The sequence below is a fragment of the Dactylosporangium salmoneum genome, from assembly GCF_039532525.1.
Lineage (GTDB): Bacteria > Actinomycetota > Actinomycetes > Mycobacteriales > Micromonosporaceae > Dactylosporangium > Dactylosporangium salmoneum.
Genome location: NZ_BAAARV010000006.1, coordinates 133,959 through 154,508 on the forward strand (window position 1 = coordinate 133,959; position 20,550 = coordinate 154,508).

The 20,550-nt window shown below is 72.9% G+C and carries 23 protein-coding genes; 9 read left to right on the plus strand and 14 right to left on the minus strand.

Annotated features, from left to right (window positions below):
• Nucleotides 1-88: 88 nt before the first annotated feature.
• The 7 genes from ABD352_RS05465 to ABD352_RS05495 all read right to left on the minus strand — a co-directional run bounded on the left by ABD352_RS05465 (nucleotide 89) and on the right by ABD352_RS05495 (nucleotide 7,123).
• Entirely contained in the window at nucleotides 89-985 is an 897-nt protein-coding gene (locus ABD352_RS05465; RefSeq protein ID WP_344611097.1) for an aldo/keto reductase, read from the minus strand.
• Complete coding sequence (locus ABD352_RS05470; protein ID WP_344611098.1) at nucleotides 982-1,638, minus strand: ThuA domain-containing protein; 657 nt, start codon at nucleotides 1,636-1,638, stop codon at nucleotides 982-984. Before ABD352_RS05470 ends, ABD352_RS05465 begins: the two co-directional genes overlap by 4 nt.
• A complete protein-coding gene (locus ABD352_RS05475) occupies nucleotides 1,635-3,056 on the minus strand; it encodes an aldehyde dehydrogenase family protein (protein WP_344611099.1) in 1,422 nt (473 codons plus the stop codon). Before ABD352_RS05475 ends, ABD352_RS05470 begins: the two co-directional genes overlap by 4 nt.
• An 80-nt stretch (nucleotides 3,057-3,136) precedes the next feature.
• Entirely contained in the window at nucleotides 3,137-4,348 is a 1,212-nt protein-coding gene (locus ABD352_RS05480) for an ROK family transcriptional regulator (protein WP_344611100.1), read from the minus strand.
• 38 nt (nucleotides 4,349-4,386) lie between these two features.
• Nucleotides 4,387-6,150 carry a putative bifunctional diguanylate cyclase/phosphodiesterase gene (locus ABD352_RS05485; protein WP_344611101.1) on the minus strand — a complete coding sequence of 588 codons (1,764 nt, stop codon included), beginning with the start codon at nucleotides 6,148-6,150 and terminating at the stop codon, nucleotides 4,387-4,389.
• A 122-nt stretch (nucleotides 6,151-6,272) separates the two neighbouring features.
• Nucleotides 6,273-6,752 (minus strand): SRPBCC family protein, encoded by a 480-nt coding sequence (locus ABD352_RS05490; RefSeq protein WP_344611102.1) that lies wholly within the window; start codon nucleotides 6,750-6,752, stop codon nucleotides 6,273-6,275.
• Complete coding sequence (locus ABD352_RS05495; protein WP_344611103.1) at nucleotides 6,749-7,123, minus strand: metalloregulator ArsR/SmtB family transcription factor; 375 nt, start codon at nucleotides 7,121-7,123, stop codon at nucleotides 6,749-6,751. The genes ABD352_RS05490 and ABD352_RS05495 overlap by 4 nt, the downstream gene beginning before the upstream one ends.
• A 91-nt stretch (nucleotides 7,124-7,214) precedes the next feature.
• On the opposite strand from ABD352_RS05495, the gene ABD352_RS05500 reads away from it, so the two are divergent.
• Nucleotides 7,215-7,952 carry an AAA family ATPase gene (locus ABD352_RS05500; protein ID WP_344611104.1) on the plus strand — a complete coding sequence of 246 codons (738 nt, stop codon included), beginning with the start codon at nucleotides 7,215-7,217 and terminating at the stop codon, nucleotides 7,950-7,952.
• A gap of 106 nt (nucleotides 7,953-8,058) precedes the next feature.
• On the opposite strand, the gene ABD352_RS05505 is transcribed toward ABD352_RS05500, so the two are convergent.
• Nucleotides 8,059-8,592, minus strand: a complete 534-nt coding sequence (locus ABD352_RS05505; RefSeq protein ID WP_344611105.1) for a hypothetical protein — start codon at nucleotides 8,590-8,592, stop codon at nucleotides 8,059-8,061.
• A gap of 132 nt (nucleotides 8,593-8,724) precedes the next feature.
• Between ABD352_RS05505 and ABD352_RS05510 the strand changes: the two genes are divergently transcribed.
• The 5 genes from ABD352_RS05510 to ABD352_RS05530 all read left to right on the plus strand — a co-directional run bounded on the left by ABD352_RS05510 (nucleotide 8,725) and on the right by ABD352_RS05530 (nucleotide 12,247).
• Nucleotides 8,725-9,438, plus strand: a complete 714-nt coding sequence (locus ABD352_RS05510) for a phosphatase PAP2 family protein (RefSeq protein WP_344611106.1) — start codon at nucleotides 8,725-8,727, stop codon at nucleotides 9,436-9,438.
• A gap of 22 nt (nucleotides 9,439-9,460) precedes the next feature.
• Nucleotides 9,461-10,267, plus strand: coding sequence for a hypothetical protein (locus ABD352_RS05515; RefSeq protein WP_344611107.1), 807 nt, complete (start codon nucleotides 9,461-9,463; stop codon nucleotides 10,265-10,267).
• Between the two features lie 6 nt (nucleotides 10,268-10,273).
• Nucleotides 10,274-10,786, plus strand: a complete 513-nt coding sequence (locus tag ABD352_RS05520; RefSeq protein WP_344611108.1) for a hypothetical protein — start codon at nucleotides 10,274-10,276, stop codon at nucleotides 10,784-10,786.
• A gap of 2 nt (nucleotides 10,787-10,788) precedes the next feature.
• Entirely contained in the window at nucleotides 10,789-11,166 is a 378-nt protein-coding gene (locus ABD352_RS05525; RefSeq protein ID WP_344611109.1) for a VOC family protein, read from the plus strand.
• A 163-nt stretch (nucleotides 11,167-11,329) separates the two neighbouring features.
• Entirely contained in the window at nucleotides 11,330-12,247 is a 918-nt protein-coding gene (locus tag ABD352_RS05530; RefSeq protein ID WP_344611110.1) for a CapA family protein, read from the plus strand.
• Here the strand turns inward: ABD352_RS05530 and ABD352_RS05535 are convergent, their stop codons facing one another.
• The 4 genes from ABD352_RS05535 to ABD352_RS05550 form a co-directional block, all read right to left on the minus strand.
• Entirely contained in the window at nucleotides 12,248-13,093 is an 846-nt protein-coding gene (locus tag ABD352_RS05535; RefSeq protein WP_344611111.1) for a fumarylacetoacetate hydrolase family protein, read from the minus strand.
• Between the two features lie 51 nt (nucleotides 13,094-13,144).
• Nucleotides 13,145-14,236, minus strand: coding sequence for a glycoside hydrolase family 19 protein (locus ABD352_RS05540; RefSeq protein ID WP_344611112.1), 1,092 nt, complete (start codon nucleotides 14,234-14,236; stop codon nucleotides 13,145-13,147).
• 130 nt (nucleotides 14,237-14,366) lie between these two features.
• Complete coding sequence (locus tag ABD352_RS05545) at nucleotides 14,367-15,050, minus strand: FadR/GntR family transcriptional regulator (RefSeq protein WP_344611113.1); 684 nt, start codon at nucleotides 15,048-15,050, stop codon at nucleotides 14,367-14,369.
• Between the two features lie 5 nt (nucleotides 15,051-15,055).
• Nucleotides 15,056-15,778, minus strand: a complete 723-nt coding sequence (locus tag ABD352_RS05550; protein ID WP_344611114.1) for a TetR/AcrR family transcriptional regulator — start codon at nucleotides 15,776-15,778, stop codon at nucleotides 15,056-15,058.
• A 66-nt stretch (nucleotides 15,779-15,844) separates the two neighbouring features.
• Between ABD352_RS05550 and ABD352_RS05555 the strand changes: the two genes are divergently transcribed.
• Nucleotides 15,845-17,338 (plus strand): MFS transporter, encoded by a 1,494-nt coding sequence (locus ABD352_RS05555; RefSeq protein WP_344611115.1) that lies wholly within the window; start codon nucleotides 15,845-15,847, stop codon nucleotides 17,336-17,338.
• Between the two features lie 300 nt (nucleotides 17,339-17,638).
• Here the strand turns inward: ABD352_RS05555 and ABD352_RS05560 are convergent, their stop codons facing one another.
• Nucleotides 17,639-18,406, minus strand: coding sequence for a glucose 1-dehydrogenase (locus tag ABD352_RS05560; RefSeq protein WP_344611116.1), 768 nt, complete (start codon nucleotides 18,404-18,406; stop codon nucleotides 17,639-17,641).
• A gap of 174 nt (nucleotides 18,407-18,580) precedes the next feature.
• Between ABD352_RS05560 and ABD352_RS05565 the strand changes: the two genes are divergently transcribed.
• Nucleotides 18,581-19,498: a helix-turn-helix transcriptional regulator gene (locus tag ABD352_RS05565; protein WP_344611117.1), complete on the plus strand. Its 918-nt coding sequence runs from the start codon at nucleotides 18,581-18,583 to the stop codon at nucleotides 19,496-19,498.
• Between the two features lie 109 nt (nucleotides 19,499-19,607).
• Nucleotides 19,608-19,829, plus strand: a complete 222-nt coding sequence (locus ABD352_RS05570) for a hypothetical protein (protein ID WP_344611118.1) — start codon at nucleotides 19,608-19,610, stop codon at nucleotides 19,827-19,829.
• 304 nt (nucleotides 19,830-20,133) lie between these two features.
• On the opposite strand, the gene ABD352_RS05575 is transcribed toward ABD352_RS05570, so the two are convergent.
• Nucleotides 20,134-20,550, minus strand: a 417-nt coding sequence (locus ABD352_RS05575) for a transposase family protein (protein WP_344611119.1), incomplete at its 5' end; no start/stop codon positions are given.

Here is a 20,550-nt window from a genome sequence, read left to right on the forward strand (position 1 = left end):
GGGGGGTGTGTGCGAGCGGAGATCCCAGACTTTTCCTTCGACTTAAGGTAAGTCGTGAGACGGGTGCGGTCAATCGGGTGGTGGCGGATCAGGCCGGCAGTGGCCGGTCCGCGCCGACCAGGCCGAGCCCGCGCAGCTCGGCCCAGAACGCGGCCGGGATCGGGTGCGCGGCCGCGGCGAGGTTCTGTTCGAGCTCCCCGGCCGACTTGGGGCCGAGGAGCACGGAGGCGGCCGCGGGGTGTGCCGCGGCGAACTGGAGGGCGGCGGCGATCAACGGCACCCCGTGGCGGTGGCCCACCGCCTCGATGCGGGCCACCCGGTCGATGACCTCCGGCGGCGGTGGCCGGTACAGGAAGTGCGCCCCCGGCACCGCGCCGGTGGCCAGGATGCCGCCGTTGAGCACGGCGCCGAGCACGACCCGCACGCCCCGCTCGGCGCACGCGGCGAACAGTTCGTCGGCCTCGTACTGCTGCAGCAGCGTGTAGCGGTTGGCCAGCAGGATGACGTCCATGTCGGTCTCGCGCACGAACCGGTGCAGCATCGGCGCCTGGTTCATGCCCGCGCCGACGGCGCCGACCGCCCCGCTCGCCCGCAGCTCGGCCAGCACCGGCCAGGCCTCGTCGATCGCGGCGGCCCAGTGGTCGTCGGGGTCGTGCAGGTACACCATGTCGATCCGGTCCCTGCCCAGCCGCCGCAGGCTCTCGTCGAACTGGCGCAGGATCGCGTCCCGGCCGAAGTCGAAGACCGTGGTGCTCCCGTCGACCACGGTGCGCCCGACCTTCGTGGACACGGTCAGGTCGTCGCGGCCGGCGAGGAAGGCGCCCAGGCGCTCCTCGGCCAGGCCGGCGCCGTAGAAGGGCGCGGTGTCGAAGTACCGGATGCCCAGCTCCTCGGCCCGCTCCAGGCAGCGCTGCGCCTGCCGGGCGTCCACCTGGTCGGGGTAGATGCCGAGCGGGGCGGTGCCGAGGCCGAAGCGGCCGGTCATCGGCTCGCCCAGACCAGCCCGCGGGCGGTCAGGGTGTGCACCTCGGGCTGGCGCAGGTCCTCGATGCGGTGGCCGATGGCGGAGAAGAAGATCCGGCCGCGGCCCCACTGCCGGGTCCAGACCACGGGCATGCCGACCGCACCTTCGCCCTGGCCGCCGTCGGCCGGGTCGACGACGGTGGTGGCCAGGACCTCGTTGCGGGCGTCGGAGAGCATCCAGTACTGCTCGGTGTGCACCGCGAAGTCCTCGATGCCGGCCACGATCGGATGGTCGGCCTCGATGCGGACCCGGTGCTCGACGAACTCGGCCGGGTGGAACAGGAACAGCCCGCCGACCATGCGCAGGTACTCGTGGTCGTCGGCGAACGTGGCGACCAGCCCGCCGTGCCAGCCGGCCAGCCCGGTGCCGGCGTGGACCGCCCGGCGCAGGCCCTCGCTCTGCTCCCTGGTGAGCGTGCCGCCGGTCCAGCACTGCACGACGAGGTCGGTGCGGGACATCAGGGCTTCGTCGCGGTACACGTCGAGATCCTCGGCGACGGTCACCTCGAAGCCGGCATCGACGAGCGCGGGCCGGAACAGCTCGGTGGTCTCGACGGGGGCGTGGCCTTCCCAGCCGCCCCGCACGACGAGCGCCTGGCGCGCGGGAGCGGTCATCGCCGGCCCGTCCAGGCCGGCAGGGTCAGCGGCGCGCGCTGGACCCCGATCCACTGCCGCCTCGTGAAGCCCGGCATCTGGTTCTCCGCGCCGTGGCGGGCGTGGGCGTCGTTGACGTGGACCTCGCCGGCCTGCAGCCGCTCGGCGACGCCCAGGCCGCGGATCAGGTCGGCCGAGAACACCGAGTCCATCAGCATCGGGTAGCCGTTGACCAGCTCGATCGCCTCCTCGTCGGAGTCCACCACGGTGATCGGGAGGACCGGGCCGAAGATCTCCTCCCGGAAGGCCGGCATGTCCGGGGTGACCCCGGTCAGCACGGTCGGGCGGTAGAAGAGGCCATCGTACGTGCCGCCCGTGACCAGCTTCGCACCCATGGCGATCGACGGCTCGACGATCTCGTGGTGCAGCCGGTCGCGCTGGGCCGCGCTGATGAGCGGCCCGAGGTCGGTGCCGGGGGCCAGTGGGTCGCCGACGGTGAGCGCCTCGGCCCGCCGGGTCACGGCGTCGGTGTAGCGCCCGGCCACCGCGCGCTGCACGATGTGGCGGCTGGCGCTGATGCAGGTCTGACCCTGGAACTCCAGGGAGGCCACCATCGCGGCGGAGGCGGCGAGCTCGACGTCGGCGTCGTCGAGCACCACGAAGGCGTTGGAGCCGCCGAGCTCCAGGCGCACGTTGCGCAGGTCGGTGGCGGCCGACGCGGCGATGGCCAGGCCCACCGCGCGGGAGCCGGTGAAGTCGAGCAGGTCGACGCCGCGGTGCTCGGCGAGCGCGTGCCCGGCCTCGGGCCCGTCGCCGGTGACGACGTTGAGCACGCCCGGCGGCAGGCCGGCCTCCTGCGCGGCCCGGGCGAGGACCTGGCCGCCGATGATCGGGGTCAGCTCGGCCGGCTTGAGCACGACCGTGTTGCCGAACGCCAGGCCGGGCGCCACCGCCCGCATGGCGAGGTTCATGGGGTAGTTCCACGGGGTGATCACGCCGAGCACCCCGAGCGGGACGGCGCGGGACATCGACAGCTTCCCGGCCTTGTACGGCTGGAGCAGCTCCCCGGCGCTGTCCGTGGCCTGCACGGCGGAGATCTGCAGCTGGCGGATGCTCGCGCCCACCTCGTCCTCGGCCTTGGCCCGCACGCCGCCGGTCTCGCGCATGCTCTGCCGGACGAGGTCCTCGTGGTGGGTCTCCAGGTAGGCGCCGAGGCGGCGCAGGTATCCGGCCCGCTCGGGGGCGCCGAGCGCGGCCCACCCCGGCTGGGCGGCCCTCGCGGCCCGCACGGCCAGGTCCACGTCGGCCGCGTCGCCCCGCGCGTAGGCGCCGATCGGGGCGCCGGTGGCCTTCTCCAGCACCGGGCCGGTGCGACCGCCGAGCGGGTCGCGGAACGTTCCGTCGATGTAGAGCTGGCCGTCGCCGGCAGGAGGGGTCATGCGCGGACTCCCGTGGAGGCACTTATGTTACGACTTAAGGTAAGTGGCCGGAGGGAGTCCGTCAATGGCGCCACGGTGCGTCAGCGGGCGTTCGGCGGCTCGCCCGTCGCCAGCACCTGGACGACCGGGAGCGTGGCGGCGCCGAGCGCAACCGCGTCGGTGCCCAGCTCGCCGAGCCGGATCTGCAGCTGCCCGTAGAGGTACGGCAGGGCGTGCCGCCGGGCCGCCGCCCGCACGGCCGGGAGGATCTGCGGCCCGATGACCTCGGCCACCCAGCCGGCGAGCACCACCCGGTCCGGGTTGAGCAGGTTCACCAGGTTGGCGATGCCGATGCCGAGGTACTCGGCGGTGGTGTCCAGGACGTTCGCCGCCGGGCCGGGACCCTCGGCCCGGGCCGCCAGCTCGGCCAGCCGGGCCTCCGTGCCGATGGACTCGATGGGCCGGGCGCCGGGCAGCTCCGCGTAGCGCGACAGGACGGCCTCGGCCCCGACGTACGCCTCCAGGCAGCCCCGCGACCCGCAGCGGCAGGGCGCGCCGCCGACCGTGATGACCGTGTGGCCCCACTCGATGGTGCTGCTCGTCGCCTCGCGCGAGCCGGGCCCGGTGGCCAGCGCGGCGCCGATCCCGACCCCCAGCAGCGCGACCACGCTGCGGCTCGCGCCCCGCCCGGCGCCCCGCCACATCTCGGCCTGGCCCAGGGTCCGGGCGACGTTGTCGATGTGCAGCGGCGCGGTGACGCTCGCGGCCAGCATCTCGTCCAGGCGCACCCCGGACCAGCGCAGCGTCGGCGCGTGCACGGCGGTGCCGTCCCCGGTCGGCTGCACCGCACCGGGCACGCCCACCCCGACGCCGAGCAGGCCGGCCGGGTCGACGCCGGCCTCGGCGGTGACCTTCGCGATGCCGGCGCTGACCATCCAGGCCACCGACTCCGGCTCCAGGCTGGTCTCGGCGATGGCGAAGGTGGTGCTGGTGACGCGCTGCAGCGTCCAGTCGAAGAGCCCGACCTGCACGTGGGTCTCGCCGATGTCGACCCCGACGACGTTGCCGAACTCGGGCCGCACCCGCAACAGCGTGCGCGGGCGCCCGCCGTCGGAGTCCTCGGAGCCGGTCTCGGCGATCATCCCGTCGGCGACCAGGTCGCCCACCACGTTGCTCACCGAGCCCGAGCTCAGCCCGGACGCCTGCATCAGCTCGACGCGGCTCGCGGTGCCCTGGTGGTAGATGAGCGACAGCAGCGCGGCCCGGTTGCGCCGGCGCAGGTCGCGCGTGGTGTGGCGCATGGCGGGGAGCACGCCGCCAATTGTGCCAGACCCGCCGATCACCGCCCGTGTCAGCGCAGCGGCGTGGGAACGCGGGCCACGCCGCGGGGCCGTCCGGTGCGCAGCAGCGCGGTCAGGTGATCGGCCGGCGCGGGCAGGCCCAGGTGGTAGCCCTGGGCGAAGGGGACCTGGAGCCGGCGCAGCCGGTCGAGCTGCTCGTCGCCCTCGACGCCCTCGGCCGTCACGTCGATGGCGAGGCTGCGGCCCAGGTCGGCGAGCAGGCGGATCACCGCGTGGTCGTTGCGGTTGTCGAGCATGCCGGCGACGAACGAGCGGTCGATCTTCAGGCCGGTCACGGGCAGTACCGACAGATGGCGAAGCGTCGCCGAACCGGCGCCCATGTCGTCCAGGACGATGCCGGTGCCCTGTCGCCGCAGCTCGTGCAGCTGGCCGATGGCGTCGCGAAAGTCGGCCAGGTCGGCCGACTCCGGCAGCTCGACGCGCAGGCGGGCGGGCGAGAGGGACGCGGCGCGCAGCGGGGCGAGAATCCGGGCGGCCGCATCGGCGGCGCGCAACGTCTCGACGGTGAGGTTGACGTTGACGTACCGCGGCGCCTGCCCGCCCAGCTCGGCGTCCCACGCGGCCAGGTCGGCGGCCATGCGCTCCAGCACCCAGCGGTCCAGCTCCGGCAGGAGCCGGGCGCGCTGCACGTCGGGCAGGAAGCGGTCCGGGGCGAGCAGGCCGTGGCGCGGGTGCTGCCAGCGGACCAGAGCCTCGACCGAGCGGACCCGGCCGTCGTCGACGCCGATGATCGGCTGGTAGAACAGCCGCAGCTCGCCGCGCTCGATGGCGGCCACGATCGCGTCGCCCGCACCCGGGTGGGCGTCGAGCTGGTCGCCGACGTCCAGCGCGATGCGCACCGCGTCGCCGCCGGCCTGCTTGGCCCGGTACATGGCCATGTCGGCCTCGCTCAGCAGCGTCTGGGCGTCGGCGCGGGCCGCGCCGACCGCGACCCCGACGCTGGCGAGGCTGTGCGCGCCGGGCGGCAGGCCCGGGTCGGGGGTGGCGACCGCCAGCCGGAAGCGCTCGCCCAGCGCCACCGCGGACAGGTCGGCCCGGCGCCCGCCGGTGACCAGGCGGCTGAGCACCGCGAACTCGTCGCCGCCGAGGCGGGCCACCAGGTCGCCGTCGCGGGCGGCGGCGCTCAGGCGGTGGGCGGTGGAGACGATGAGCCGGTCGCCGACGTTGTGCCCCAGGCCGTCGTTGACCTGCTTCATCCGGTCGAGGTCGACGAAGACCACGGCAACGCCGGGATGGGACTCCCCGCGGCAGGCGGCATCCAGCCGGTCGAGGAAGTGGGCGCGGTTGGCCAGGCCGGTCAGCGGGTCGCGGATCGCCTGATGGGCCATGAGGTCGGCCAGCGCCTCGTACAGCCGGGCCGCCGACACCCGGCCGAGGCGCCCGTCGGGGCGGCGCACCAACACCTCGTCGTAGCGGCGGATCCGGTCGCGCCGGCCGACCAGCTCGCAGACGTCGACCACGCCGGCGTCCTCGGGGACGATCATCGGGGCCGGGTCGGCGGTGCGCCCGGCCGGGGTCTTCTCCCACAGGGCCCGGCCGTAGCCGAACGGGCCGGACATCAGGTGCCCGAACCGGTCGCGGGTGATGAGGCCGATGCCGCCGTCGAGGTACACGACGGCGACGCAGGCGAGCGCCGGGTCGGCGCGGAACTGCAGGTCGAGGTCGCCGCAGCGCATCGAGGCGTCGATGACGGCGACCGGGCGCGCGAGCGCGCCGACGAGGTCGGGCGGCCGGACGGCTGCGACGTCTGCCACGGCGTCCATCATCGAGCATCCGGTGTCGTCGCGGAACCCCGCGGGATCGGTATCGTTCTGTCCGTGCCCGTGCCGCCATGCTCGCCGTGCCGGTCGCGTCCGCACGGTGAGGACGTCGGCGGCTACCGCTGCGCTTCGAAGTACTCCTTCTGCGCCGGGTAGTAGTCGTTGAAGTCCGGCATCGGCCGGTCCTCGCGGGCGGCGACCAGGGCGTCCAGGTAGTACTCCCAGCCCGGGCCGACCTCGCCGACGCCGTCCGTGCCGGTCAGGTGATGGGTGAACCGCAGCTCGGTCACGCCCGCGCTCTCGGCCAGCTCCATCTCCATGTGCCAGCCGCCGTGCTCGTCCGCGGAGGAGAGCGCCAGCCGGCGCGGCGGCTCGCACGCGTCGATGGTCATGTCCATCCAGGGCGTGCCCTCCTCGTGCACCATCTGGACCTTGATCGCGCCGCCCGGCGCGCCGTCGCCCTCCCACGGGCCGAACCAGCGGGCCGTGCGCGCCGGGTCGGTGATGCTCGCCCAGACGTCCTCGACGGGGGCGCGGAACGTGCGGATCACCACGAGGTCGTTGCCGAACAGCCGGCCGGTGGGGGTCGGGCTCATGCGGTCTCCTTCTGGTCCTGGTCCTGGGTTGCGGGCCGCCGGGCGGCGCTCTGCCGTTCGCGGCGGGTGCGGTACACCTCGGTCTCCAAGGCATCGAAGCGGTGCTGCCAGCCGGACGGGCGCGTCAGCCGGGCCAGCCACCCGGCCAGCTCGTCGAGCGGCGCGGCGACCAGCGCGTAGACCCGCCGCCGCCCGTCCGCCGCGTCGCGCACCAGGCCGGCCTCGCGCAGCACGCGCAGGTGCCGGCTGATCGCGGGCCGGCTGATCGCGAACCGGTCGGCGATCTGCCCGGCCGAGAGCGGCTCGTCGCGCAGCATGAGCAGGATCTCCCGCCGCACCGGGTCGGCGATCGCCCCCGCCACTTCGTCCACGCCGGAAAGCGTAACCAACAGGTTACACGTCCCGCAATGCCGCCCCCGGGATGCACCGGAGCCGGTGTCGTACGGCGGTAATGTTCCCGGCATGGAGGGGCGCGACCGGCAGCTCGCCCGCCCGGTGCGGCGGGTCGAGCGCGAGCCGGGTGCCGAGTGGGAGACGGGCGCGTGGTGGGCCGGCATTCCCGCCGTCCGTGCGGTGCTGGACGCCGGGCTCGACCTGCCGGCCGGCGTGACGTTCCTCGTCGGCGAGAACGGCTCGGGCAAGTCCACGCTGATCGAGGCGCTGGCGCAGGCGTACGGGCTGAATCCGGAGGGCGGCTCGCGCAGCGCGATGCACCGCACCCGCCGCACCGAGTCGCCGCTGGGCGCGGCGCTGCGGCTGGTGCGCAGCCCGGGCGGGCGGGCCGACGCGTACTTCCTGCGCGCGGAGACCACGCACGGCCTCTACACGTACCTGGAGGAACTGCCCGACTCGCGCGACACGGACCTGCACGAGCGCAGCCACGGCGAGGGATTCCTGGCGCTGCTGGAACGCAAGTTCACCCGGCCCGGCTTCTACCTGCTCGACGAGCCCGAGGCCGCGCTCTCCTTCACCTCCACCCTCAGCCTCATGTCCCGCGTCGCCGCCCTGGCCGAGGACGGCGCCCAGCTCGTGGTGGCCACCCACTCCCCGGTGCTGACCGCCCTGCCCGGCGCGACCGTGCTGGAGCTCGGCGAGCACGGCATCCGCCCGGCCGCCTGGTCCGACCTCGCCGTCGTCGAGCACTTCCGGGCGTTCCTCGACCGGCCCGACCGGTACCTGCGCCACCTGCTGGCACCGTGAAACCGCCACTTCGGTGGTTCTCGCCGGTTTCGACGCGTCTCTACAGCCAACGGAGGCGATCATGCTCGACAAGGTCCACCGATACCGCCGGCACAGTCGCAGTTCGCTACTCGGCCAAATGTCGGCTACGAAGCTCGGACCGAACGGTCGCGGCCGACGCACCCAATCCCGCAAGTGGCAACGAGAAGCGCAGCCGCTTGCCCTTCTGCCTGCGCAGCGGTCGACGGCCCCCGCGGTCAAACAGCTCCACCTGCGACTCGTCGCCGAGGCCAACGAAGACGTTCAGCACCGACAACGGCCACATCCACCGCACCTGCACGCTCAACACAGCCCTGTAAGGAACCCAGACTGCATTACGCCGCGCAGCGGCCAGCTCGACCCCTTCACCGCCGAACCTCAACGACGGCGGCCTGCTCCGCGTGAAGAGCACCGAGAAGGCGGCGAAGAAGAGCGTATAAACGCCGACGAAAAGAACCCAATCAGAAACCGGTGGGAATCTCAGGTCGGCAGCCAGAGCCGAAAACAGCAACGAGACGGCAGCTGCCGCCGCGAAACCTACGACCGCCATTGCAATCGCGAAACGCCACGGCGACCACCTATACGCCACATCGCCCGGCGCAGCTTCCCCAAGGTCAGTCATATGCCGATCATGACAGCCAACCGCCATGCATCTCCCGATCAACACACCCTTGACCACACACGGCCCCGCCTACCTGAACGGCGTTGGGAATAGCTCACCGGCGCCGCGTGCGCCAGGGGCTATCGTGACCGGGTGCCCGAGCGACGTCGATGGCTGAGCGCGCTGGCGCTGCTGCTGTGGCTGCTGCTGTTCACGCGGGTGCACTCCGCCCTCGGCAAGGACGTCGCCGCCACCGCCACCGCCAACGCGCTGGCGCTGCAGTCCGCCGAACGTGCCGTACACCTGGACATCGAGCCAGGCGTGAACCATTGGCTGGCCGGGCACCTGGCCCTGAGCCATGCCGCGGTGTACCTGTACCGGTCGTACTACGCGGTCGTCCTCGGCGTGCTGGTGTGGGTGTTCCTACGGCATCCCGAGGTGTACCGCAGGGCCCTCCGGACGATGGTGGCGATGACGGCCCTGATCCTGCCGGTGTACTGGGCGGTGCCGATGTCGCCGCCGCGGTTGGCCCTGCCGGGCATCACCGACATCGTCGCCGCGTACGACATCTGGGACGCCGGCAGCGGCGGGAACCACTACTCGGCCATGCCCAGCCTGCACGTGGGCTGGGCGCTGTGGTGCGCGTACACCGCATGGTCCGCGCTCCGCGTCGCCCACCCGCTCCCGTCCCTGCTGCCGTGGCTGTTCCCGCTGCTCATGACGGCGGACGTGCTCGCCACCGGGAACCACTACGTGCTGGACGTCGCGGGCAGTGTCGCGCTCTTCGCCGCCGCCGTCCTCGCCGCGTCGGCGTGGGGCCGGCTCGTCCAGCGGCGCAGGGTTGAAGCGGCACCGGCTCAGGGTTGAACCGGCTCGGCATCATCAACGTATGCGGATGCGGAGATTCTGGGGCGTGCGGCTCTGGCCGGCGGTCCTGCTCGTCTGGGTGGTCCGCGCCGCCGTCGTGGCGGTCCCGTTCGTGGGCGTGTGGTGCGTCTGGATGGGCACCCGCAGCTGGGTCGACACGGCCGAGGCGGCGGTGCCCGCCGCCGGCATGGTGTGGGGGGCGATCGTCGTGGCGGCCGACTCGTCGGACTGGCTGCCCGCGGCGGTGGCGCTGCGGCACGAAATCGCCGCCGACGACGGCCGCGAGTTCCACCACGCCGCGCTGGCCAACCACATCGCCGCCCGCGATCCGGGCCGGGCCGAGCGGTTGCTGCGCCTCGGCGTCGCGGGCGGCGGCCTGCCGCACTGCCTCGACCTCATCCGGCACCTGCGCCGGCCGGATCGCGCCGCCGACCTCGAGGTGCTCCTGGCCGAGCTCGCGACGACGGCCACGCGGGGACAGCTGGCGTGGGCCGTGCAGGAGTACCACCGCGAGCCGGCCATCGTCGCGCCGCTGCAGGGCGGGGTGGCCGCCCGATCCGGCGACGAGCTGGATCACGAGCTGCACGCCGCGCTGCTGGCCGAGATCGGGTCGTTCGACGAGGCGCTGGCCGCGCACGACCGGGCGGTACTGGCGCGCGGGGAGCGCGAACCGAGCGAGCCGTCCGTCGAGGCGATCCTGCGCACCGCCCGGTCACTGCTGTGCGCGCAGCGGCGCGAGGACGCCGGACGCGTGCTACGCGCCGGGGGCCAGCACCGCGAGGCACAGCAGTTGCGGGACCACATGGCGCGGACGGCCGTGGAACAATAGACCCTCATGAAACGGGGCCTGGTTTCCGCGACCCTCGTGGCGGCGCTGGTGGTCACCCTCGGATGCTCCATCGGCGAGGCACTGCAGGATCCCGGCGACCCCGTCGACATGACCACGGCGAACATCGCCGGCACGTGGCACGCCGGCACCGAGCGCTTCATCACCTTCGCCGAGGACGGCACCTTCACCGCGCTGAACCTGCCGCGCGAGCTGTTCGAGGACTACCCCACCAGCCCCGACCCGGGAGCGGCGCCGATCGACGCCGCCGGGCGGTACACGCTGGACCGCGGCTCGACCGCCTCGGAGGGCCCGCACTCGGACGTGAAGCTGACCATCGACGAGCACACGAAGGCGGACGACCACCTCGGCTCGGTCACCATGAATGCGCTGCGCCCCGGCGACGGCCAGGCCTACCTGGTCTTCTTCTACACGGGCAGCGGCGGCAACAGCTGGACCGGCTACCTGAAGTGCGCTGAGGACTGCTTCCCGCCCCGGCCCTACGTCCCCACCTCGAAGTAGATATGGCCAAGCTCCACGACATCGTCGTCGACTGCCGGCACCCTGCCTCGCTGGCCCGCTTCTGGGCGGCCGCGCTGGACGGCTACCGCGTGGCCCCGTACGACGACGCCGAACTGGCGCGCCTGCGGGCCGGCGGGATCGACGACCCCGAGGACGACCCGACCGTGCTGGTCGAGGCGGACGGGGGCCCTCGCCTGTGGTTCCAACTGGTTGCGGAGCCGAAGGCCGCGAAGAACCGCCTGCACCTGGACCTGCGGTCCGACGACCGCGCCGCCGAGGTCGCCCGCCTGCTCGTCCTCGGCGCGTCGCGACTCGCCGAGCTCGACGAATGGACCGTGCTGACCGATCCGGAAGGCAACGAGTTCTGCGTGCGCGACTGACGAGCCGGAGTCGTACGCTGACGCGGTGAAGGCCTGGTGGGCTGTTGCGGCTACGGCGGTGCTGCTGGTTTCCGGCTGTGACGGGGGAGCGGCCCGCCCCGTCGAGAGTGCGAGTGCCGCCGCGAGCGCCAGCCCGTCTGGGAGCGCGAGTCCGTCGCCGTCGGTGCCCGTCGAGCTGACGCTGGCGTTCGCCGGGGACGTGCACTTCACCGGGCGGACCGAGGGGTTGCTCAAGGAGCCGGCCGCCGCGATCGGGCCGATGGCGGGGGAGCTGTCGGGGGCGGACCTTGCCGTGGTCAACCTCGAGTCGGCGGTGACCAGCCGCGGGACGCCCGAGCCCAAGGAGTTTCATTTCAGGGCGCCTGTCTCGGCGTACCAGGCGATCAAAGATGCCGGCATCGACGCTGTCTCGATTGCGAACAACCATGCGCTCGACTACGGGCGGGTGGGGTTCGCCGACACGCTGGACGGGGCGGCCGCCTCGGGGGTTGCGGTGTTCGGGGGCGGGCGCAGCCTCGACGAGGCCTACGCGCCGCTGATCCTGTCCGCGCGCGGGGTGCGGGTCGCGATCGTCGGGTTCAGCCAGATTCACACGCTCGCCGAGAGCTGGAAGGCCGGGCCGTCCACGTCCGGGATCGCGATGGCCTGGGATGTGCCCCGGGCCGTCGCGGCGGTGCGGGCGGCGCGGGAGCGGGCGGACGTCGTGGTCGTGTTCAACCACTGGGGGACCGAGACGGTGTCGTGTCCCAATGCCGATCAGAAGTCGTTCGCCAAGGCGTTGGCCGATGCCGGGGCGGACATGATCATCGGGGCGCATGCGCACGTGCTGCAGGGCGACGGGTGGCTCGGGCGGACATATGTGGCCTACGGGCTGGGGAATTTCGTGTGGTACGTCGGGTCGGCCGACACCGGCGTGCTGAAGGTGCGCGTGCGCGGGCATTCGGTGGTCGGGGCGGAGCTGGTCCCGGCGGTGGTTTCCGGCAGCGGGCAGCCCAGGCCGCTCACGGGGGCGGCCGCGGCGGCCGCGCGGCAGCGGTTCGCCGACCTGCGCAAGTGCACCGGGCTCGCCCCCTCGCCGTAGTCACACCAGGGTTTGGCGCTGGCGGCCCAGTCCTTCGATCTCCAGCTCCACGACGTCGCCCGGGCGGAGGTACGGCTGGCCGGGCATGCCCATCGCGACGCCCGCCGGGGTGCCGGTGTTGATGACGTCGCCGGGGTACAGGGTCATGAACTGGCTGAGGTACCACACCAGGTGCGGCACGTCGAAGATCATGTCCGCCGCGCGCTCGTCCTGCCTCGGCTCGCCGTTGACCCAGGAGCGCAGCCGCAGCGCGGGCACGTCCAGCCCGGCGGCCGGCACCAGCCAGGGGCCGAGCGGGTTGAACGTCTCGCAGTTCTTGCCCTTGTCCCACTGCCCGCCGCGCTCGAGCTGGAACTCCCGCTCGGAGACGTCGTTGGCCACGGCGTACCCGGCGATGTGCCGCTCGGCGTCGGCGGGGCTGTCGAGGTACCGCGCCAGGCTCCCGATGACGACGGCCAGCTCGACCTCGTAGTCCGTCTTGGTGCTGGCCCGCGGGATGCGCACCGCGTCGTCGGGCCCGACCACGGTGTCCGCCGCCTTCATGAACACGACCGGCTCGGCGGGTGGCTCGGCCCCGGACTCGGCGGCGTGCCGGGCGTAGTTCAGCCCGATGCAGACGATCTTGCCGATGCCGGCGACCGGCGGGCCGTAGCGCAGGCCCGGCGCGTCCCCGAGTCGCGGCAGCCCGCCGGCGGCGAGGGCCTCCCGGACCCGCTCGATGCCGCCGCCCGCGAGGAACGGCCCGTCGATGTCGGTGGTGAGGCCTGTGAGGTCGAAGGCGGCGCCCTCGTCGTCGATGACGGCGGGGCGCTCGCCTCCTTCGGGTCCGAGTCGGCAAAGCTTCATGCCATGGACCCTAATCCGGGAGAGGTCAAGTGGACAAGCCAATTGCCCGGGTTAGCAGGTGAGGTTCCCACCCGCCGGGACGCCGAGGATGCCGACGAACTGGTTGTAGAGGTTCACCCGGCTCTGCATCTGCGCGGGGTTGCCGCCGTTGCACTCGATGCTGTTGATGGCCCGGATCGTGGTGCCGAAGCCCTGGCCGTTCACCATCGCGTTGTGCGACGTCGTGCCCGCGCCGCCGGTACCGGTCATCCAGTACCACAGGCCGGTCTGCCACGAGATCGACGAGTTCGTCGCCACCAGGTCCGGGTTGTTGAGCAGGTCGACGCCGAGCGCGTCCCCGGCCGCCTTGTAGTTGAAGTTCCAGCTCAGCTGGATCGGGCCGCGGCCGTGGTACGCCGACTGGCCGGCGGGGCAGCCGTAGGGCTGGCTCCAGTCGCAGTACGTCGGCCAGTTCGCGGTGTTGATCTCGTTGATGTACACCAGCCCGCCGGTCTCGTGGCTCACGTTGGCCAGGAACGCGGCGGCCTCCTGCCGCTTGACGGTGTCGCTGCCGGTGGTGGCGAACGCGGGGTACTTCTTCATGGCGTCGGTCAGCCCGGCGTACGTGTAGAACGAGTTCCGGCTCGGGAACATCTGGTTGAACTGGGCCTCGCTGACCACGAAGCCGCCGGTGCTCCCGCCCCCGCCGCCGCCGGTGCCGCCGCCACAGGTGTACGGCGACCAGTACCAGGTGCTGATGGTCGGGTCGTAGCCCGGGTTGTCGTGCGTCGCCTGGTAGTACCCGCCGTTGGTGTACCGCACGATCGCGCCGGTGGCGTACCACTGGCCGGCGACCCAGTTCGGGTAGCTGCACGTGCCCGTGCCGCCACCACCACCGCCGGTGCCGCCGCCGCAGCTGCCGTTGTCGGTCCAGACGCCGGAGCCGCCGGTGCTCGGGACCTCGTGCTGGGTCCACCACTTGGCGGTCCAGTTGTGGCCGTTGTACGAGGCCTGCATGCCGCCGGTGTACACCGTGGCGTCGGCGTACGCGGCCGCGCAGGCGGCGTCCGCGTGTGCGGCGGCGGTGGGCAGGACGACGGCCGTGGCGGCGGCGATCGTCAGGCCCGCTGTTGCCAGGAGTGCGAGGAGTCGTTTCTTGGGCATGGGGTGGCTACCCTCCCGTGAACACGCTGATCGAGGGATGGACATCTGTCCATCTCAATTAGTAAACAAGACTTAGTTTGTTGTAAAGAGTCTTATTTGATTACGCTCCGCAGTCCCGGCCCGCGCTCCCCTAGGGAGCGGCGCTCTCCCGGGCCACGGCGGCGATCCGTTCCAGGTGTGCGGTCATCGCCGCCCGGGCGCCGTCGGCGTCGCCGCGCTCGATGGCGTCCACGATCGCCGCGTGCTCCTCGGCGGTCCTCGGCAGGACCCCGGGCGCGGCCGCGGTCAGCCGGCGGCTCTGCGCGCCGAGGGTGGCGAGGGTCCGCAGCATCGTGGTGAGCAGCGCGTTGCCGGCGGCCTCGGCGATGAGCCGGTGCAGCTCGGTGTCGGCCGCCACCGGATCCGGCCCGTCGAGCGCGGCCCGCATCGCCGCCACGTCCGCGCCCCCGGCCCGCCGCGCCGCCAGTGCGGCGAGCGCCGGCTCCAGCAGTAGCCGCGCCTCGAACAGCTCGTCGATCGTGCGCTCGTTCAGAGCCATCACGAACTGCAGCGGCTCCAGCAGCGCCGCCGTGTCCAGCGACGACACGAACGTCCCGGCGCCGTGGCGGCTCTCCAGGATGTTGAGGCTGACCAGCGACCGGATCGTCTCGCGCAGCGTGGGCCGGCTGATCCCGAGCATCTCGCTGAGCTCGCGCTCCGCGGGCAGCCGCTGCCCCGGCCGCAGCCGGCCGTCCACGATCATCCGCTGGATGCTGCGCACCGCGTCGGACGCCGCCGAGCTGCGCCGCAGCCGCTCGAACCCCGGCGCGTCCACCTCAGTCACTGTACCGGGCGCCCGCCGGGGGACTGCGCCGACGAGATGCCGGCGAGGAGCCATTCGAGGCCCTGGGCGAAGTACCGGTCGCGGTCGTCGGCCGTCGTCGGCTCGGCCGGGCCCGCGCCGGCCAGCAGCGGGAAGTCGCCGGTGGCCAGGAGCTGCCGGTGGTACTGCCGGATCGCCGCCTCCGGGTGGCGTCCACCGGCCGCGGCCGCGCCCTGCTCGTCGAGGGCGAAGGCGATCTGGCCGACGACGAACGTCTGCACGGTGACGATCGCCGCCTGGCGGGCCGGCTCGTCGGCGTCGAGGGTGCGCACCGCGGCGAGGGACTGCTCCCGGTAGCGGGTGCCGTGCGGGCCGAGCAGCACGTTGCGACCGATCAGCTCGATCCACCACGGGTGGGCCAGCAGCGCCGCGCGGGTGCGCTCGGCGATGGCCCGCAGCGCCGGGCGCCAGTCCTCGGGCAGGTCCTCGACGAGCATGTCGCCGCAGACCTCGTCGATCATGAGGTCGAGCAGCTCGTCCTTGGACTCGACCCGGGCGTACGAGTAGATGCTCATCGGCCGCGCGTCGAGCTCCTCGGCGAGGCGGCGGACCGTGACCGCGGCCAGGCCCTCGGCGTCGGCCAGGCGGACGGCGGCGGCGACGATCGACTCGCGGGTCTGCGGCAGGCGGCGGGCCGGGGCCGGCCGCGTCCAGACCAGGCTCTCCTCATCCGGCGTCATCAGGTCGGAATCGTACCGGCCGCGGCGGGGTTCCCCTCGCAACCATCAGTCGATACATTGTCTCGCATGCGATACAAAGTATCGGTCAGCCTGGCGGCCGTGTGCCTCAACGTGCTCGCCGTGAGCCTCGACGGCACCGTCCTCGCGGTGGCGCTGCCCACGCTGGGCAACGCGCTGCACGCCTCCGCGTCCGACCTGGAGTGGTTCCAGGCCGGGTACCTGCTGCTGCTGGCCGCCGGCGTGATCCCCGCCGGCCTCATCGGCGACCGGTTCGGCCGCAAGAGGCTGCTGCTGGGCTCCCTCGCGGTCTTCGGCGCCGGCTCGGTGCTGTGCGCGTTGGCGAGCACGCCCTGGGTCTTCCTGGCCGCCCGGCTCATGATGGGCCTGGCCGGCGCCGGGGTCACGGTCATGGCGATGTCGGCCCTGACCGTGATGTTCGACGACGCGGAGCGGCCCCGGGCGGTGGGCCTCTACGAGGCGGCCAACTTCCTCGCCCTCCCGCTCGGGCCGATCCTCGGCGGCTGGATGCTGGAGCGGTTCTGGTGGGGCTGGGTGTTCCTGCTCAACGTCCCGGTCGTCGCGCTCGGCCTGCTCGTCGGCGCGGCCCTGGTCCCCGAGTCCCGCGCCGAGCAGCGCCCGGACCTCGACACGGTCGGCGCCGCCGCCTCGGTCGCCGGCCTGGTCGCGCTCACCTACGGCCTGATCGAGGCCGGCCGCGAGGGCTGGACCGACCCGGCCGCCGTGGCGCTGATGGCCGCGGGCGTGCTGCTGCTCGCCGCCTTCGGGCTCTGGGAGCGCCGCCTCGCCGCCCGCGGGGGCCACCCGATGATCGACCCGGCGCTGATCCGCTCGGCGTCGTTCACGGTCCCCGCGGCGCTGGGCGGGCTGGCCGGGCTGGGGATGATCGGGCTGCTGTTCAGCATGCCGCAGTACTTCGAGGCGGTCCGCGGCGTCGGCGCCCTCGGCTCGGGCGTGCGCCTGCTGCCCGTGGTCGGCGGCCTCGTCCTCGGCGCCCTACCGGCCGGCGCCCTGGCCCGCCGGGCGGGTCCCCGGGCCGCCATCGCGCTGGGCTTCCTGCTGCTCGGCGCGGGCGGGGCGCTGGGCCTGGCGACCCGGGTGAGCTCGAGCATGGCGTTCGTCGCCGCCTGGATGGTCCTGCTCTGCGCCGGCGCCGGCCTGACCCTCACCGCGGCCACCGCCGCGGCCCTGTCCCGGCTTTCGCCCGACCGCAGCGGCATCGGCTCCGCCGTCGTGCAGGCCTTCCAGAAGACCGCGGGCCCGCTCGGCACCGCCGTCGCCGGGAGCATGCTCGCGGCCGCCTATCGCGCCAACCTCGACCTCGGCGGCCTCGCCCCGGACGCCGCCGAGCAGGTGCGGCAGAGCGTCTACCAGGGCGTGGCCCTGGCGGAGCGGACCGGGTCGGCGGCCCTCGCCGACACCGTGCGCACCGCCTTCGTGGCCGGCGTCGACGCGTCGCTGCTCTTCTCCATCGGCACCGCCGTCGCCGGCATCGCCATCATCTTTGCGTTCCGGCTGACGCCCGCACCCGACCGGCGCTGAATGTACTGCTCGTCGGTGACGTGTTCGGGCCATTCGCGGCCCTGCCCGTCCGGGACGGCGGCGTGCCAGTGCTTGACGCCCGGCGGGCACCGGACCACGTCCCCGGCACGGAACTCCTCGACCTGGCGATGATTTTCCTGCTCCCTCACGGCTGCAACAGCACCTTGATCGCGCGGCGGTCGTCCATGGCCCGGTACCCCTCGGCGGCCTGGTCGGGGAAGTTTTCCTTTCGGTTCATGGCGGTCGTCTCCGGACGGATCGGCGTGGACGTCGCTTGGGCATCGGCCGCCGGCCCGGGCTTCAGCGGGCGGTGTAGCCGCCGTCGACGGGCAGGGCGACGCCGACGACGAAGCTGGCGTCGGGGCTGCACAGCCAGAGCACGGCGGCGGCGATCTCCTGGGCCTCGCCGAGGCGGTTGATGGGCTGGTTGGCCACGGCCTCGGCGAGGTCGAGCTCACCCTTGTCGATCATGTCGGTGACCATCGGCGTGGCGATCGTCCCGGGGCAGACCGCGTTGATCCGGATGCCGCGCGGCGCGTACTCGAGCGCGGCGCTGCTCGTCAGGCCGAGCACGCCGTGCTTGGACGCGTGGTAGGCCGCACGGCCGGGCAGGCCGACGAGACCGCCGAGCGAGGAGCAGTTGACTACGGCGCCGCTGCCCTGACCACGCATCTGGGCGAGCTCGTGCTTCATGCAGGCCCACACGCCGCGCAGGTTGATGGCGTTGACCCGGTCGAAGACCTCGGCGGGCTCGTCGGCGGCGTCGCTGGGCGGCACCTGGATACCGGCGTTGTTGAACGCCATGTCGAGCCGGCCGAACTGTTCGACCGTCGCCCGGATCACGGCGGCCACACTCGCCTCGTCGGCGACGTCACACCGCACACCCAGCACCTGATGGCCGGCGTCGCGGAGCGTCTCGGTGGCGGCCTGCAGGGCGGCTTCGTCGATGTCGGCGAGCGTGACCGCGGCACCGGCCTCGGCGAACGCCCGGGCGGTCGCCAAACCCATGCCGGAGCCGGCGCCAGTGACGAAAGCGACCTGGCCGGTGAAATCGTACGTGGGGTTCATCGTCGAGCAGACCTCTCGGGTAGCCGCGGCCTGTCCCGACGCCCGCTGCTGCGGTATGCCGTCGACGGCCACAACACCAGCCAACCCGATCCGGCGGCCGGCGGGGAGTCACTGGCGAAACGTGTACTACCAGGGCACCCCACCGCCCCGCTGCCGGGTCGTACCGTCGAAGCCATGGACAATCGCGCCGAGGTTCGCGACTTCCTCGTCTCCCGCCGGGCCAACATCACCCCGCAGCGGGCCGGGCTGCCCGACGCCGGCAACCGCCGCGTGCCCGGGCTGCGCCGCAGCGAGGTCGCCACGCTCGCCGGGGTGAGCATCGAATACTACGCCAAACTCGAACGCGGCGCGATCGCCGGCGTGTCCGCCTCGGTCCTGGACGCCCTCGCCCGGGCGCTGCAACTCGACGACGCCGAGCGGGCCCACCTGTTCCACCTCGCCCACGCCGCCGACGGCACCAGCGCCGGCATGCGCCCCCGCCGCCGCCCCACGAAGCGCTGGACGCCCCGCCCGAGCCTGCAATGGGTCCTCGACCGGTTCACCGCGCCGGCCATCATCCGCAACGGTCGCATGGACCTGCTCGCCGCCAACCATCTCGGCCGGGCCATGCACGCCGCCCTCTACGACACGACCCCCGAGGGCTGCCCGAACTTCGCCCGCTTCACGTTCCTGCACCTCGACGCCGCCCACGACTTCTACCCCGACTGGGACACCGCCGCCGACACCTGCGTCGCCATCCTGCACACCGAAGCCGGACGCGATCCCCACGACAAGGACCTCCACGACCTCGTCGGCGAACTGTCCACCCGCAGCGACGCCTTCCGCCGCCGCTGGAGCGCCCACAACGTCCGCGCCCACGGCGCCGGCACCAAACGCTTCCACCACCACGACGTCGGCGACCTCGAACTCGCCTACGAAAGCGTCGACCTGGTCTCCGAACCCGGCCTCAGCTTGACCCTCTACGCCGCCGAGCCCGCCTCACCGACCGCCCACGCACTCGACCTGCTCGCCTCCTGGACCGCCACCCAGCCCGACGCCGGCCAGCCCGGCGCAACAACGACCGCGGCGACCAGCCGACAAGACCGGCTATGAACTGCCGGATACGGCCACGAGCGGCGAAGTCCCCAGCTGCTCAATCGACTCGTTCCTGCTCGGCGGCGGCGTAGGCGGCGTTGAGTCGCTCGAACGGGCCCGGGCCGTCGTGCGGCTTCGGCGGGGCGCCGAGGGGATGGGCGGCAAACTCGCCGCCGAGGCCATCGCTCTGGCGCTGCGGTACGCAGCCCGGCTCATCAGGTGGATCGGCGGCAAGGTCTTCGGCAAGGGCGCGGGGGCGATAGCCGAGGACGTGGCGGAGGCGGCGAATGCCCGGGATCCGTACGGGTCCGATCCGGAGAGCGGCGGCAAGACCGGGGACGAGTCCTAGAAGAACAAGCACACGGGCGACGGCTCGAACGCCAGACCCGCCGAACCGGCCACCACCACGGAGGGCGGCGGGTCCGCCGAAGGGGGCGGCGGCTCCGGGAACGAACCGAAGTGCCACAGCTTCGACCCCGACACCCTGGTGCTGCTGGCCGACGGCAGGACCAAGAGCCGGCATGGGAGCTTGCTACGGTTGGAAGGCTGTTCGCCTCGGGGACCGCGACTGGTCATCGATTGATTGGCACTGGCGGGGACAGAAGTACAACCTGGCCAATCCCTTTGGGTGATCATGGAAGATGGAGCCATTTTCATCTTGCGTAGCGACTGGTCTCGACTCGGTGCAGGACGAGGATCGCCTGCACGATCGCGGTGGCTCGGCGTGGGCAGCAGCGGAGCTTGGCCAGGAGCTTCCAGGTCTTGAGGGTGGCGATCGCGCGTTCGCCGCAGGCCCGGATCTTCGCGTGTGCCTTGTTCACGGCCTTCTGCCGGCGTGACAGCCTCGGCCGGTGACGGTGGCGTTTGAACGGGGTTCGCACTGTTCCGACGGCGCCTTGGTAGCCCTTGTCCGCGAAGGCCGTCACGCTGGCGTGTGTTATTGCGTCGATGACGCCGTGGGCGCGGGCGGCGGTCAGGTCGTGGACCGCGCCGGGCAGTGCTGGCGACGCCCACACGAGACGCCCGGCGGCGTCCGCGACGACTTGTACGTTGACGCCGTGTCGGCGGTG

Bases quoted from the DNA above. Each gene is read 5' to 3' on its own strand.
- ABD352_RS05490 (WP_344611102.1), bottom strand. From the start codon at position 6,752: ATGAGCCCGACCCCCACCGGCCGGCTGTTCGGCAACGACCTCGTGGTG.
- ABD352_RS05470 (WP_344611098.1), bottom strand. From the start codon at position 1,638: ATGACCGCTCCCGCGCGCCAGGCGCTCGTCGTGCGGGGCGGCTGGGAA.
- ABD352_RS05540 (WP_344611112.1), bottom strand. From the start codon at position 14,236: ATGCCCAAGAAACGACTCCTCGCACTCCTGGCAACAGCGGGCCTGACG.
- ABD352_RS05550 (WP_344611114.1), bottom strand. From the start codon at position 15,778: ATGACGCCGGATGAGGAGAGCCTGGTCTGGACGCGGCCGGCCCCGGCC.
- ABD352_RS05565 (WP_344611117.1), top strand. From the start codon at position 18,581: ATGGACAATCGCGCCGAGGTTCGCGACTTCCTCGTCTCCCGCCGGGCC.
- ABD352_RS05515 (WP_344611107.1), top strand. From the start codon at position 9,461: ATGCGGATGCGGAGATTCTGGGGCGTGCGGCTCTGGCCGGCGGTCCTG.
- ABD352_RS05520 (WP_344611108.1), top strand. From the start codon at position 10,274: ATGAAACGGGGCCTGGTTTCCGCGACCCTCGTGGCGGCGCTGGTGGTC.
- ABD352_RS05500 (WP_344611104.1), top strand. From the start codon at position 7,215: ATGGAGGGGCGCGACCGGCAGCTCGCCCGCCCGGTGCGGCGGGTCGAG.
- ABD352_RS05505 (WP_344611105.1), bottom strand. From the start codon at position 8,592: ATGACTGACCTTGGGGAAGCTGCGCCGGGCGATGTGGCGTATAGGTGG.
- ABD352_RS05555 (WP_344611115.1), top strand. From the start codon at position 15,845: ATGCGATACAAAGTATCGGTCAGCCTGGCGGCCGTGTGCCTCAACGTG.
- ABD352_RS05535 (WP_344611111.1), bottom strand. From the start codon at position 13,093: ATGAAGCTTTGCCGACTCGGACCCGAAGGAGGCGAGCGCCCCGCCGTC.
- ABD352_RS05525 (WP_344611109.1), top strand. From the start codon at position 10,789: ATGGCCAAGCTCCACGACATCGTCGTCGACTGCCGGCACCCTGCCTCG.
- ABD352_RS05475 (WP_344611099.1), bottom strand. From the start codon at position 3,056: ATGACCCCTCCTGCCGGCGACGGCCAGCTCTACATCGACGGAACGTTC.
- ABD352_RS05560 (WP_344611116.1), bottom strand. From the start codon at position 18,406: ATGAACCCCACGTACGATTTCACCGGCCAGGTCGCTTTCGTCACTGGC.
- ABD352_RS05465 (WP_344611097.1), bottom strand. From the start codon at position 985: ATGACCGGCCGCTTCGGCCTCGGCACCGCCCCGCTCGGCATCTACCCC.